At 40.9% G+C, this 14,487-nt stretch carries 14 protein-coding genes; 11 read left to right on the top strand and 3 right to left on the bottom strand.

The features are described 5' to 3' along the window. Positions 1 to 98 precede the first annotated feature (98 nt). Positions 99 to 431, top strand: a complete 333-nt coding sequence (locus BAU16_RS04170; protein ID WP_237579206.1) for a type II toxin-antitoxin system RelE/ParE family toxin — start codon at positions 99 to 101, stop codon at positions 429 to 431. Between the two features lie 4 nt (positions 432 to 435). Next, complete coding sequence (locus tag BAU16_RS04165; protein ID WP_161526531.1) at positions 436 to 756, top strand: helix-turn-helix domain-containing protein; 321 nt, start codon at positions 436 to 438, stop codon at positions 754 to 756. 69 nt (positions 757 to 825) lie between these two features. Here the strand turns inward: BAU16_RS04165 and BAU16_RS04160 are convergent, their stop codons facing one another. Further along, positions 826 to 1,008, bottom strand: a complete 183-nt coding sequence (locus BAU16_RS04160) for a hypothetical protein (RefSeq protein WP_161526530.1) — start codon at positions 1,006 to 1,008, stop codon at positions 826 to 828. 181 nt (positions 1,009 to 1,189) lie between these two features. Between BAU16_RS04160 and BAU16_RS04155 the strand changes: the two genes are divergently transcribed. Next, positions 1,190 to 2,368 carry a glycoside hydrolase family 3 protein gene (locus tag BAU16_RS04155; protein WP_161526529.1) on the top strand — a complete coding sequence of 393 codons (1,179 nt, stop codon included), beginning with the start codon at positions 1,190 to 1,192 and terminating at the stop codon, positions 2,366 to 2,368. A gap of 48 nt (positions 2,369 to 2,416) precedes the next feature. On the opposite strand, the gene BAU16_RS04150 is transcribed toward BAU16_RS04155, so the two are convergent. Continuing rightward, positions 2,417 to 4,168: an ABC transporter ATP-binding protein gene (locus BAU16_RS04150; protein ID WP_161526528.1), complete on the bottom strand. Its 1,752-nt coding sequence runs from the start codon at positions 4,166 to 4,168 to the stop codon at positions 2,417 to 2,419. Beyond that, positions 4,161 to 5,876 carry an ABC transporter ATP-binding protein gene (locus tag BAU16_RS04145; RefSeq protein WP_161526527.1) on the bottom strand — a complete coding sequence of 572 codons (1,716 nt, stop codon included), beginning with the start codon at positions 5,874 to 5,876 and terminating at the stop codon, positions 4,161 to 4,163. The genes BAU16_RS04150 and BAU16_RS04145 overlap by 8 nt, the downstream gene beginning before the upstream one ends. A 189-nt stretch (positions 5,877 to 6,065) precedes the next feature. On the opposite strand from BAU16_RS04145, the gene BAU16_RS04140 reads away from it, so the two are divergent. From BAU16_RS04140 to BAU16_RS04105, 8 genes are all read left to right on the top strand, one after another. Continuing rightward, positions 6,066 to 6,836, top strand: a complete 771-nt coding sequence (locus BAU16_RS04140; protein WP_048604268.1) for a putative ABC transporter permease — start codon at positions 6,066 to 6,068, stop codon at positions 6,834 to 6,836. A 206-nt stretch (positions 6,837 to 7,042) separates the two neighbouring features. Beyond that, on the top strand, positions 7,043 to 8,206 hold the full coding sequence (locus tag BAU16_RS04135; protein WP_161526526.1) for a 3D domain-containing protein: 1,164 nt from the start codon (positions 7,043 to 7,045) through the stop codon (positions 8,204 to 8,206). Positions 8,207 to 8,533: 327 nt separating this feature from the next. Continuing rightward, on the top strand, positions 8,534 to 9,394 hold the full coding sequence (locus BAU16_RS04130; protein WP_161526525.1) for a hypothetical protein: 861 nt from the start codon (positions 8,534 to 8,536) through the stop codon (positions 9,392 to 9,394). A gap of 28 nt (positions 9,395 to 9,422) precedes the next feature. Further along, on the top strand, positions 9,423 to 10,352 hold the full coding sequence (locus BAU16_RS04125) for an LCP family glycopolymer transferase (RefSeq protein ID WP_137604693.1): 930 nt from the start codon (positions 9,423 to 9,425) through the stop codon (positions 10,350 to 10,352). A 16-nt stretch (positions 10,353 to 10,368) separates the two neighbouring features. Continuing rightward, positions 10,369 to 11,154, top strand: coding sequence for a YveK family protein (locus BAU16_RS04120; protein WP_137604692.1), 786 nt, complete (start codon positions 10,369 to 10,371; stop codon positions 11,152 to 11,154). A gap of 13 nt (positions 11,155 to 11,167) precedes the next feature. After that, complete coding sequence (locus BAU16_RS04115; protein ID WP_161526524.1) at positions 11,168 to 11,872, top strand: CpsD/CapB family tyrosine-protein kinase; 705 nt, start codon at positions 11,168 to 11,170, stop codon at positions 11,870 to 11,872. 17 nt (positions 11,873 to 11,889) lie between these two features. After that, positions 11,890 to 12,654, top strand: a complete 765-nt coding sequence (locus BAU16_RS04110; RefSeq protein ID WP_161526523.1) for a tyrosine-protein phosphatase — start codon at positions 11,890 to 11,892, stop codon at positions 12,652 to 12,654. Positions 12,655 to 12,666: 12 nt separating this feature from the next. Next, positions 12,667 to 14,484, top strand: coding sequence for a polysaccharide biosynthesis protein (locus BAU16_RS04105; RefSeq protein ID WP_161526522.1), 1,818 nt, complete (start codon positions 12,667 to 12,669; stop codon positions 14,482 to 14,484). The last annotated feature ends 3 nt before the right edge of the window (positions 14,485 to 14,487 follow it).

Below are 14,487 nucleotides of genomic sequence, written 5' to 3'. Positions count from 1 at the left end.
AATTTTATATATAAAATAATATACGCAAGATGCGTATGGTTGGGAGAAAAAATGGGAGAACAAATAATTTTTCACTACTCAAATGCATTTATGAAAGAATGGAAAAAACTTGGTTTGACAGAGGTAGATCAGGAGTATATGGAGAAATTACTACAAAATTTTTTACTGAACGTGAAAACCACGTTGGTAAAAGTTTTCTGGGTGACCTCATTCAAGGAACCGGCGGAGCAATTAAATGGCGTTTTTCTCCTGAAAAAGTTCCTCATGGAAAGAGTGGCTCTGCAAGGATTATTTATCTAATTCTCGTAGAAAATCAGTATTTCTTTTTGGATGTTTTCAGTAAATCTAAACAGGAGAATTTGAGTGATTCTGAGAAAAAAGAAATAAAAAAATTGATACACCGACTAAAATATAATCAGAAAAAGGAATGAGAAAATGAGTGAGACATTGAAGAAATCTATTGAAGAATTTACTGCTTTTGCAAATGGTGATAGGACCAATATTGAAGTAAGAACCTATGATGTGACAAAAGCACCAAACTTTAATGGAGCTGAGATTAAAGCTGTACGAAAAAAATTGAATCTTTCACGAGCTGTTTTTGCAGATATTTTAGATGTTTCGCCTAGAACAGTAGAACGATGGGAGGTAGATGGAGCGAAGCCGAGTGGAAGCGCAAACCGACTCATTCAATTATTGGACAAGAAACCAGCCATCATTGTTCAAATCATTAAAGAAGTGAGTGCCAATGAAAATTAAATTTAGTTAGCAATGAAAAATCGCTATTCGGTATTTCTCCACGATAGTAAGGGCAAGACTTGTCAAAAGTTAGAGCGATTTATTTTTTTGCTCTTTTTTGAACTTCAACCAAGCTAAGATGGAGTCGCTGGCTTTCGCCGTTGCGGCCACAATACCCGCGACTACTCCAATAATAGCAATGATTTTATCCACAGAGAACAAAATCAGGCAGCACCTTTCTTTAGACTTTGAATCACAAGTGAAATTGCTCATAGGCACCACATCCTTCAAATGGAGTTGCTAGCCGCCATAAATTTTCTCCAAGAATCGTTTACCATACGTTAATTTCATTAGAAATGGGAACAGAGGACTTTCCAAGCTTTCGTGTCACATTATTTTTCGACCTATGGCATAATAAAAGGGTAATAACAGAGCATAATCGTAGGAGGAATCCATGAAAAAAATTGTTATTTTCGGAGGCATCATCATTTTATTATTGGTGGCTGGTTTTTTCTTGTTCCAGTCTTTTAGCCAAGAAAACAAAGAACAAGAAGAAGCATCCTCCACAAAAGTATCGGAAGCTACAACTACTGCAATATCAACCACAGAACCCGAAAAAATTCGAACAGAAAAATTGCTGGAATCCATGAGTCTGGAAGAAAAAGTTGGGCAACTGTTTTTTGTTCGGGTGCCAGAAAGCAATCAAGTGGAAGACATTCAATCCTATCATTTAGGTGGCTATGTTTTGTTTGGTCGGGATACCGAAAATGAAACGGCAGATAGTTTGAAGCAAAAAATCCAAAGTTATCAAGAAGCAAGTGAAATTCCGCTGTTGATTGGTGCAGACGAAGAGGGCGGCACTGTGACACGAATCAGCCGCAACAGCAATTTAGTGGCTTCGCCTTTTCTTTCTCCACAGGAATTGTATGCACAGGGTGGCTGGGATGCCATCACTCAAGATGTTCAGGATAAAGCGGCAATTTTTAAAAATTACGGTATCCAAACTGGGTTGTTTCCGGTAGCCGATGTTTCTACCGATCCGCAATCGTTCATCTATGATCGAACGATTGGCATGGATGCGGAAGGAACCAGTCACTATGTGGAAACAGCTGTAACAGCGATGAAAGCGGCGGGCATTGGTTCAACCATGAAGCATTTTCCTGGCTATGGCGACAATCGGGATTCCCATGTGGAAATTGTGACCGACCAACGACCATTAGAAGACTTGCGAAAAAATGATTTTCTGCCCTTTCAAGCGGGCATCAAAGCCGGAGCGGACAGCGTGCTGGTATCTCATAATATTATAGCCAGTATCGATCCGGATCACCCTGCTTCTATTTCAAAAGAGGTTCATAAGCTGTTGCGGCAGGAATTGAATTTTCAAGGAGTCGTCATGACAGATGACATGGATATGGCGGGCTTGGCGAATTTCATTTCTCAAGAAGAAGCCGGATTGGCAGCATTGCAGGCGGGAAATGATTTGGTGATGTCCTCCACATATGCGCAACAAATTCCGGTTATTATCCAAGCTGTAAAAGACGGAACCTATTCAGAAAGTGCATTGGATCAATCTGTGATGCGGGTTTTGAAGTGGAAGGAATCGCTAGGCTTACTTTCAGAATCCAGCAAATAAAAAAACGAACATCTTGTGAGAGCAATCTCCAGATGTTCGTTTTGCTTTTTAAGCTTCAAATTGAGCGTGATACAACTGGGCATAGTAGCCATTTTGTGCAAGCAGAGTTTCGTGGGTTCCTTGTTCGACAATTTGTCCGGCATCCATCACTAAAATATGGTCTGCGGCTTGGATTGTTGCCAAACGGTGAGCGATGACAAAGCTGGTTCGTCCTTCCATCATAGCCAGAAAAGCCTGCTGGATTTTACGTTCTGTCAAGGTATCAACAGAACTTGTTGCTTCATCAAGAATCAACATTGAGGGCTTACTAATCATGGTTCGGGCAATCGTCAATAATTGTCGTTGCCCATCAGAAATTTTGATGCCGGATGCTCCAATCAACGTATCCAACTGGTTAGGAAGGCGTTCCACAAATTCCAGCATATAGGTTTGCTTCAAGGCAGAAAAAATTTCCTCATCGGTAGCTTGTTCGTTACCGTAGCGTAGATTTTCCCGCAATGTACTATCAAATAACCAAGTATCTTGCAATACCATACCAAAACTTTTGCGGAGGGTATTGCGTTTGAGTTGGCGAATGTCGATGCCGTCAATCGTGATTTTTCCGCTATCTACCTCATAAAAACGCATCAGCAGATTGACCAGTGTTGATTTTCCAGCCCCGGTTTTTCCCACGATGGCAACTGTTTCGCCGGGATTTGCAGAAAAAGTAAAATTCTCAATCAACGGCGTCTGCGGATCATAGGCAAAGGAAACTTCTTGGAAAGCAACCGCCCCTTCGATTTTCGCTAAGGAAACTGCATCGGGAGCATCTGGTATCTCCGGCAATTGATCGATTAATTGAAAGGCTCGAGACAAGCCCGCCATTGCTGTTTGAATCTGGGTGGTGATGCCGGAAATCTCGATAAAAGGCTTGGTAAATTGGCTGGCATAAATCGTAAAGCTGGAAATAATTCCTACCGTAATTTGGGCATCTCCCGCCAAAAGCAGCCAACCGCCAACAAAACCAACTGCTAAATAGGCAAGGTGATCGACAAAACGGGAGATAGGATTCGTCAAAGAAGAGGAGAACTGAGCTTTTTGTCCACGAAGATTCAACTCTTGGTTGATTGCTTCAAATTGCGTCTGATTGACTGCTTCTCGTTGAAAAGCTTTGACAATTTTTTGGTTGCCAATCATTTCAGTAACAAAACTCGAAATATCACCAACGATTGCCTGTTGTTTGGCAAAGTTCGTTTGAGAACTGCGAGCCACCCAAAAGTTAACGAGAAAAATAATCGGTGTGGCTAGTAAAACTACCAATGTTAAGGAAAAACTCAACCGCAGCATGACGACAAAAGCTACCAACACGACCGTTAAACCGGAAAATAATTGGTTAAAAATCGCAGCCACCGCAATCGAAATCGCATCCATGTCATTGGTGAAGCGACTGATGATATCACCATGAGGCGTTTGGTCATAAAAACGCAGGGGCAATCGGTTCAACTGTGCAAAGGCATCTTTTCGCAATTCCGTCACAGAAAGATACGCCACTCGGTTGCCTAATCGTTGAATGAACCATTGACTGACCACTGTAAGAAGCACCACACTGGCGAATAAAAAGAGAATATGGGAAAACGCCGCAAAATCGACAGCATTTTTGCCAATCAAGACATCAACCGCCTGTCCGATTTGAAAAGTCATATAAACACTGGTTCCACCGGCAACGATTCCCAGCAGTACAGCAAGGAACAGCTCCAAGGGATAGCGCAGCAGATAGGGAAGAAACCGCCGCAAAACTGCCGTATTAAAGGTTTTATTCATTTTCTGATTCCTCCTGTGAGGCAACAATTTCTTGGTATTCCCGCGAACCTTTGAGTAATTCATGGTGGGTTCCTTTTGCCGCAAGAGTTCCTTGATCAAAAACGAGAATTTGATCTGCTGATTGAATGGAACGAATGCGTTGGGAAATAATAAACAGCGTGCTGGCAGTTTCTTCCTTCAAAGCTTGCCGCAAATTCCGATCTGTTTGATAATCCAAAGCACTCAAGGAGTCGTCCAAAATCAAAATCTCCGGTTTTGCAATCAAAGCACGGGCGATGGTCAAGCGTTGTTTTTGTCCGCCGGAAAAGTTTTTCCCGCCTTCGAAAATCTTGGTGTCTAACTGGCTAGGCAATGCTGCAACAAATTCTTTGCATTGCGCAATTCTCAGCGCCTCCCAACAGTCCTCGTCTGTGGCGTCTTTTTTCCCCCATTGCAAATTTTCACGAATCGTTCCGGTGAAAAGCACGGCAGTTTGAGGAACGAGAGCGATTTTTTTTCGCAATGCATCAAGCTGCCACTTGCGAACATCAAGTCCTCCCACTGTTACTGATCCAGCAGACACGTCATAAAATCGGGGAATCAACTGAGTGACAGCAGATTTTCCCCCGCCGGTTGGTCCGGTGATGCCGATGACCGAACCAGCAGGAGCAGTGAAGGAAACATTCTGCAACGCTAAACCAAAGGTAGGAGCAAACCGAAAATCAACGTGCTGAAAGATGATAGAGGCCGGTTCCTCACTGATTGTACCTGTTTGTGCATTGATTGTCGGTTCAACATCCAAAACTTCATTGATCCGTTGGGCCGAAGCTGCAGCACGGGTAAAAATAATCACCAGATTTGAGACAACGATCAGCGCCAACAACATTTGATTCATATAATTGACCAGAGCCAAAATTTCTCCTTGTGCCAAATGACCAAGATTGACTTTGATCCCCCCCAGATAAAACACCAGCAAAATGCCGAGATTCATAATCAAGGTGGTAGCAGGCGTCAACAAAGCGGACAAATTCGTTACCTTGACGGAAATGTCCGCCAATTCATCGGAGGCTTCTGCAAAACGAGTCGTTTCTTTTTTTGTTTGAACAAAGGCGCGAATCACACGGATCCCACTAAGATTTTGCGTAATCCATTCGTTTAGACGGTCTAATTTTTTTTGTACCTGCTGATATAAAGGCACGGTTTTGCGAATGATCCAAAACAAAACGAGACAAAATAAGGGCAGAACCAATAAAAAAATCAACCCGATTTGCCAATCAATGGTGAAGGCCATAATGACTGCCCCCACGCTTAGAAAAGGTGCTCGAACGACTAAACGAATCAGCATAGCCAACGCCAATTGCATTTGGTTGATATCGTTGGTCATTCGAGTGATCAGCGTGTCGGTGCCGAATTTGTTCAGCTCTGCATGGGAAAGAGTATTGATTTTCTTCATTAATTGATTTCGCAGTTCCGTCCCAAAGCCTTGAGAGGCAATCGAAGAATAATATTGACAAATCACCGCACAAATCAAGCCGACAAGGGACATCACAATCATCCAGCCGGTCATTGACCAAACTGCTCGTGGATCGTTTGCCCGAATCCCATGATCCACTAAACGGGCCATCAGTAGGGGCAAAATCAATTCAAAGACGGCCTCTAAGAATTTAAAAAAAGGACCAAGCACGATTTGCTTGCGATAATTTTTTGCGTAGGTAAGTAATTGAAGCATTTTTTCACCTTTACTTTCTCAAAAAGTTATCTTTATTTTAGCATGTAGAAAATAAAAAAAGGATTTTTCTCGAAAAAAAAGACAGAGGAACGGTTGTCCTTTTTTGATGTAGCAGGTTCCTCCGCTTCTATTCTACAATAGTCCAACCACATACGGTATAATAGAAGAAAACTCAGAAAGGAGAGCACAATGGAAGAATTTATTCGTGTAGTGCTTTTATTTTTTTGTTACTCATTTATTGGTTGGTTGTGGGAAACAGTCTACTGTTCGATCAAAGCAAAACGGTTCGTGTATCGTGGATTTTTGGTGGGACCCATCACACCAATCTACGGGTTTGGCATTTTAGCTGTTTTATACTTTTTACAACCGTTTCATGATAATTTGTTCCTATTATATATCTTTGCGACGGTACTGGTGACGGTATTAGAATATGTGACCAGCTTTGGATTGGAAAAATTGTTTCATGCTTCTTGGTGGGATTATCGCGATGTTCCTTTGAATCTCAACGGACGCGTGGCATTGCCGGTTTCACTGTTTTGGGGAATCGGGTGCGTGGTGATTGTCAAATTTGTTCATCCGCAAGTTGCGCAAATGGAAAGCTGGTTAGCCGCCCATTTTGGTTTTTATCTCCCGGTGATTTTGATTGCCATCATTATGTTTGATCTGGGCTATACGTTGGCGAACCTTGCTGCCTTCCAAGCGGCTACGAAGAAACTGAATGCGGCAGTCGAGCAGCGAAAGACTGAGTTGAGAGAAAGTTTCGACCAACAAAAGCAGGAAGTTCAACAGCGTTTTGAATGGCTGAATTACTTCAAGGACCATCCTGAATTAAAAGAAGCTTTGCCAAAATTGAATTTTAATCAACGAAGACTCTTAAAAAACTTTTCGCAGTTAAAAATCGAAAATGTGAAAAGTCTGGAAGATATTCGTCAATTAGTCGAAAATCTTCGAAAAAAATAGACCCAATATTACAAAATGATGACAAAGGCAAAGTGGAGAAAACAGGTTCATTCTCCACTTTTTTGCGTTTTTCTGAAAAAATTCACGAAATACTCCCCACTTTCAGGTGAAAATGTAACAAATTGTAAAAGAAATGAAACAATAATCGCCAACAAAATTTGTATAATAAGTAGCATTGAGGATAGAAACGAAAGGTGTTGGATTCAGTGAAAGCAAAGAAACTAATGACAGTCTTCACTGCTGTATTAGTAGCAAATTTTGTCGTCCCAGTATTTGCTAGTGCAGAATCTCTTGATTCGTTAAATGAAAAAGAAAGCGCGATTACACAGCAAAGTGATAAAATCAGCGCAGAAGTCCAATTGGCGTTAAATGATGTGAACGATAAATATGCGGAAGTCGAAGCGACGAAAACCAAAATCGCTAAAAACGAAGCAGCATTGACAGATGCCCAAGAGGAAATCAAGGTAACAGAACAAAACATTGAAAAGCGCAAAACTGCGGCTGCCCAACGATTGAAGGATATTCAAGTCAACGGGGGTGCCGAACGGGATTGGACCGCATTATTGGATTCGTCCAATCTACAAGAATTGATTAACCGTGCCTATGCAATGAGTGTTCTGCAAAATGCGGAAAAAGAGAAGATTACCAGTTTAACTTCTGAAAAAGAAAAACTTGAAACGTTAAAAGACAAGGTGGAAAACACCCAAGAAACGTTGAAAGAAAATGAGGCCAGTTTAGAAGCAGATGCAAAAGAATTAGATGATAAAATCGCAAATTTACAAGAACAATTGGCAGAAAATAAAAATATCCTGCAAGAAATCGCCAACAGCAAAGAAGCAGAAGAGTCTCGCTTAGCGGCTGAAAAAGCGGCTGCCGAAAAAGCAGCAGCAGAAAAGGCAGAGCAGGAGAAAGCGGCAGCTGAGAAAGCAGCGGCAGAAAAGACAGCACAGAAGGAAAGCAGCGCAAGTTCAACTAGTGAACCAAGCAGCAGCTCAACCAGTGCCAGCTCAGAAACAAGCACTAGTGAAACCGAAGAGAGTTCATCGAATAATAATTCAAGTAACAATACCGGAAGTACAACTGGTGGTAAGACTATGATGATGGAATCAACGGCCTATTCTTACGCAGAAGCTGGCGCCAGCTATTTTACTGCCAGCGGAACAGATTTGCGGAAAAATCCGCAAGCTGTCGCAGTCGATCCAAGTGTGATCCCGCTAGGAACCGTTGTGGAAGTTCAAGGATACGGAGTTGCCTTAGCGCTCGACACAGGTGGTGCCATCAAAGGAAATATTATTGACGTGCATTTTCCGACCGTTGACCAATGTACAAGCTGGGGACGTCGTCAAGTGAAGGTCACAATTCGCGGATAATCAAGTGAAATTAAGGAAAGCAGTCTATGCCTCGCACGGACTGCTTTTTTCGTGGGAAAACAAAAATGAGAAAAATCTTATTTAAATCTCATTAAAGCTATTTGAATTGGAGAAAACGACTACAAACGTACAATTTCATTAAAATTTTTATGGAAAGTGCAGGTTTTTACAGAAATGCTTGCTAAAACACATGGAAATTCTTTTGTAGCACTTTTTTTTCGCAGCATTCTTGCTTATAATATAAACTAGTGACTTTGCACACAGTAATTTAGGAAATAATAAAATTTAACGAATAGTGAAAATAATTATTTACAAGGAGTGTGTTAGATGAAAAAGCCATTACTGAAGACCGTTGCGGTCGCAGCTGTTGGAGCGAGTGCGCTAGCGGTTTGTTTTTTTGGGTACCGAGTAAACGCTGGCAAGCAATATGATCAAATGGTCACATATGCTCAAACAGCAGTGAAAAAAGAAAGCAGTAAGTTAACAGAAATTGATGGAGAAATCAAAGACTTATACAGCGACAAAAACTTAGTCTTTTTGCGCAATGGCCTAAAGGATACGGATGTCTCAGTAGTTGCAGCAAATCTGGACGCAGTAAAAGTTTCCGCAGACGAGTTTGGTATTGAAGAAAAGGATATGCCTACAGGGGCAAAAGCAATTGGCGAACAAAAAGAAAATTTAGAAACACAGCTTGACGATGCTGACATAAAATTTAATATCCAAGAAGAAGTCAATCTGCTCTTTACGAAAGGAGTCAGCAATTGGCAAACGGTAAAAAATGACGTCATTATAAAAGATACGCTAAAAGATACTGATGTTGGTGAGATTCGTGAACAATTAAAATTGGTAGAAGGTAACCAGTGGAATGAATTAGTGACGAAATATCTTGATTTTGCTTCTGCACAAATCACACGCAGCAAGAATATCAGAGAATCAATCGCTAAAATGGTGAAAGATGGGAATGTTACAGAGGCTGCCACTTATGATAGTTATCTAAATTTGGTGAATAGTATTGCGCAAGTCCGAAATGAAAAGCTAAAAGCTGACTATCAAAAATCCGCAGACATCATCAATAGCCAATTAGGACTAGGGCTTAGCTCCGAGGCTGAATCTTCTGAAAGTGATATAGACTATGGACAAACGGAGGAAAATATAGAAACCGTTGATACAACTGGAGAAAATTATTAATAAATTTTGATGAGATTGGAGCAATCGCATGTCAAAGGGTAAAAAAATCATATTAGGTGTTTTAGGCGTTATCGTTGCATTGACATTGGTAATCGTCGGCATCGGGGCAAAGGTCTATTTTGATCTTAGTGATTCGGTTCAAAAAACCTATGAATCGGTGGAGCGGCAGACCCAAGATGGGGGAAAAACAGAAACTGCTAATTTGAATCAAAAAGAACCATTTTCAGTTCTGTTATTGGGAATTGATACCGGTGATCTAGGACGTACAGAAGTTGGTCGTTCCGATACTATGATGGTAGCAGCGGTCAATCCAACGAATGAGAAGACCACAATCGTCAGCATTGCACGAGATACCTATGTTAAAATCGTCGGTCATGGCACTGAAGACAAAATCAACCATGCGTATGCCTTTGGTGGTGCCGGGATGTCGATGGATACCGTTGAGAATTATTTGGACATTCCCGTCAATCATTATGTAGCAATCAATATGAAAGGGTTGAAGGAACTTGTTGATGCGGTAGGTGGCGTTGAAGTAGCCAATGAGCAAAAATTCACGCAAGGTGAGTACACCTTTGACTATGGAAAAATTACGCTGGACGGAGACCAAGCTCTTTCCTATTCTCGAATGCGGAAGGAAGATCCAAGGGGAGATTATGGTCGGCAAGAAAGACAACGCCAAATCGTGGCAGGAGTCGCAAAAAAAATCTTATCACTTGATGGTGTGACCAAGTATCAGGAAGTACTTAATGCAATGGAAGACAACGTAAAAACGGATATGAGCTTTGATGACATGAAAAAAATTGCTCTTGATTACCGTAGTGCCTTTGGAACAATTGAGCAAGATCAGATGCAAGGAGAAGGCTTTATGCAAGATGGTATCTCTTATCAACAGGTCAGTGAAGACGAATTAACCCGGGTTCAAACCAAATTGCAAACGCAATTAGGCACTAATAACTAGAGAAAGTGGAGAAAAAATGGAAGAGACAATTAGTTTAAAAGAAATTTTTGGAATTTTAAAGAAACACATCGCCGCAATTATCATTAGTATGTTTGCCGGATTGGCGCTTGCCGGGGCAGTTACTTTCTTTGTCATTACACCTAAATACAGTTCCCAAGCTCAATTGATTGTTACTTTGCCCAAAAATGATACAACCAATGTCAATGATGTCAATACGAATCTACAAATGATTAATACTTACAAAGATTTAATTGTTAGCGATTTGGTAATGAGTCAAGTAAAAGACACGTTGGAATCAGAATACGATCTGAACCTGTCTACGGGGGAAATTAAAGGAGCAATTGAAGTTACTCAGTCCCAAAATTCACAAATGTTCTCCATCAAAGCAACGAGTACGAAAGCAGTTGATGCTGAACATATCGCCAATACGACGGCGCAAGTCTTTCAAGAAAGTGCCAAAGACACGATGACTACCTCGATTGATAAAATTTCTATTATCTCGAAAGCAACTGCAAGATTATCTCCAGTTTCACCAAACAACAAATTGAACCTAGCAATTGGTATTGTATTAGGATTAATGGTCGGTGTGGGGATGGCTTTCTTATTAGAGTTACTGGATCGGACAGTGAAGGACGACAAATTCGTTACGGATACACTAGGGTTCACTATTCTAGGGACAGTTCCTCAAATGACCCAAAAGGAAATTTCGGCAACAACTCTGCAAACAAACTCAGTTTTATCAGATAATAAGAAAAAGGACGAAGATACGTCAACATCACGTCGCAGTCGATCTCGGGTATAGGAGGATAAAAAAGATGACAAAAAAACAAAATGAACGTAAAGGTAAAGAAAGTAATGCAGTAAGCCTAATTACTTTAGTTGATAAGTCTTCACCCGTCTCAGAACAATATCGGGCAGTTCGAACCAATATTCAATTTGCTTCTTCAACAGATAAGCAAATCCAAACCATCGTAGTAACTTCCTCTGGTCCGGGTGAAGGAAAATCAACCACTTCTGCTAATCTGGCTGTTGTTTTTGCTAATGCGGGACAAAAAGTGTTGTTAATCGATGCTGATTTGCGAAAAGCTACAGTGCATAAAACCTTCCGATTAAGTAACGAAATTGGATTAAGCACTGTATTAAGTACTACTCAAAATATTGTTGATGCAGCACAACCGACAACAGTTGACAATCTATGCGTGTTAACCAGTGGACCAAAACCGCCAAATCCTTCTGAATTGTTGGGATCTGTCCGGATGGATCAGGTATTGGCAGAAGTACGTAACCATTATGATATTCTTATTTTTGATATGCCGCCGGTCGTTACAGTAACAGATGCCCAAATCATGGCATCAAAAGTAGATGGTACGATCTTAGTTGTGCGGGAAAATGTATCATTGAAAGAATCACTTGTAAAAGCACGGAATTTGCTGGAAATGGTCCAAGCAAGGGTACTTGGCGTGGTCTATAATGGTGCAGAAAATATGAAAGATCAAGGCTATTACTATTACGGAAATTAAGTAAAGGAGACGGTGGAATGATTGATTTGCATTGCCATATCTTACCGGGAATTGATGATGGTGCCCAAACAATGGATGATAGCATTGCCATGGCAGAAAAAGCAATCAGCCAGGGAATCACACATATTTTATGTACGCCCCATCATAATAATGGAAAATACACCAATCCCAAGCAATCTGTCATTCCCCGCGTTCTCCGTTTGCAAGAAGAATTAGACCGCCGTCAACTGCCGTTGACGGTATTAGAAGGACAAGAAGTTCGTATCACTGGTGATTTGCTTGAGGATATAAGACGCGGTGAAATCCTGTTTACTGATTTAGATGATACTTATATCCTGATTGAATTTCCAACGTTGGATATTCCTGCTTACGCAGAACAAATTCTCTTTGAACTGCGAGGTTTGGGGAAGATACCAGTTATCGTCCACCCAGAGCGAAACGCAAAATTTCGGGAAGAACCAAATCGTTTGGTACCGTTTCTAGATATGGGGGTATTGGCACAATTGACAGCTCCCAGTTATGTGGGAACCTTTGGCAAGTCGATCCAAAAGACCGCAAAAGAAATGGTGAAGCACAATTTGGTTCAAATGGTGGCTTCAGACGCTCATGGAGTTAATAAGCGCAATTTCTATATGAAGGAAGCCTACGAACAAATCGCCAAAGATTTTGGACAAGAGAAAGTCACGGCGATGCAACAAGTAGCGAAGGATCTACTGAATGGGGATCCAATTACTTTTGCTGCCTATTCAGAAGTGAAAAAGAAGAAATTTGGATTGTTTTAGGGGATGATGGGGTTGTTCGAGTTAACAAGGAGAAGGAAAGTAATTATTTTAGTGATCGTAGATAGCTTATTGATCGCTTTTGCAAATATCGCGACGTATTATTTCATGCGGCCGTTTTTGCCGGTGTCGGTAGATTTTATTCAAAAAACGATTCTTATATCGATAGGATTGTATTGGCTGTATGGCTACATATTTAAAGTGTTCACTCGTATCAATCGTTACACAAATTTGCGGGAAATGATTGCTATTTTTGCTGCGACAACCTGTCAGCTTGTGACAATCATGGCGTTTCTGTTTGTATCCGGAAATCGATATAGCCGTAGAGTAGAGGTCTTTGCCTATATCTTGTCTACCTTTTTGATTGTAGCCAGCCGGTTAGCGTGGCGTTTGTTCGTAGAGCATCGAAATATGAATGGTGTCAGTGGTGTTGAAGCTAAACGAACATTAATTATCGGTGCAGGTGAAGGCGGACGAATTCTTTACAACAGTCTGCTAGGTTCAAAAACCGCCGGCGAAATCGATGTGATTGGATTTGTAGATGATGATCCCAATAAAGTAAAAACGTATCTTAGCGGAGTCAAAGTGCTGGGGAAAATCAAAGATCTACCGGATTTGATTCAAGCCCATGATATTAACATGGTGACAATCGCCATCCCATCCATGTCACGAAAAAAACTACGAGAAATTTTTAATACTCTTGAAAATTTAAAAGTAAAAGTAAATGCGATGCCATCTATGGAAGAGATGGCATCTGGTAAAATCAGCATGTCTCGTCTAAAAACCATTGATGTCGTAGATTTATTAGGACGAGAGGAAGTTGCCTTAGATATTGATTCTATCAAAGATCAGTTGACGGATAAAGTGATTTTAGTCACAGGAGCTGGTGGTTCGATTGGTTCTGAAATTTGTCGTCAAGTCATCCAATTTAATCCAAAGCAATTATTATTGCTAGGTCATGGAGAAAACTCCATTTACCTAATTGATCGTGAATTGAAAACAAATTATACTGATAAGCTAACCGAAATCGTGCCAATCATTGCTGACGTCCAAGACAGAGAGAAGATTTTCGAAGTTATGGCACACTATCAGCCAGATATCGTCTATCATGCTGCAGCCCATAAACATGTGCCGATGATGGAGTACAACCCGCGAGAAGCGGTAAAAAACAATGTGTATGGTACAAAAAATGTGGCAGAAGCCGCAAAAGCTACTAACGTCAAAAATTTCGTGATGATCTCTACCGATAAAGCCAATAATCCGCCAAACGTCATGGGTTCTACTAAGCGAATTGCAGAAATGATCGTGACGGGATTAAATGAAACAGGAAAAACTAAATTTTCTGCTGTCCGTTTTGGAAATGTCTTAGGTTCACGAGGCAGTGTAATTCCAGTTTTTCGGGAACAAATCGCCAAAGGTGGACCCATTACAGTGACAGATTTTCGCATGACTCGTTACTTTATGACAATCCCCGAAGCTAGCCGATTGGTAATTCAATCGGGTGCCCTTGCAAAAGGAGGCGAAATCTTCGTATTGGATATGAGCGAACCGGTCAAAATTTTGGATCTTGCCAAAAATATGGTTCGTCTCAGCGGCTATTCCGAAGATGAAATTGAAATCGTCGAAACCGGTATTCGTCCCGGAGAAAAATTGTATGAAGAATTATTGTTGGACAAAGAACGTAACGATGAAGAAGTTTATGAAAAAATCTTTGTTGGAAATATCAAGGGGTATTCCATCCAGAAAGTGATGGATTTTGTCGATCATCTACCAAAGGATGATCATGAATTAGCCAAAGAAGTCGTTCGTTTTGCGAATGCTTCGAATAAATAGGAG

Origin of the sequence: Enterococcus sp. JM9B, from assembly GCF_009933265.1 — a bacterium.
Lineage (GTDB): Bacteria > Bacillota > Bacilli > Lactobacillales > Enterococcaceae > Enterococcus_C > Enterococcus_C songbeiensis.
This window is presented reverse-complemented; position numbering and strand designations above follow the sequence as displayed.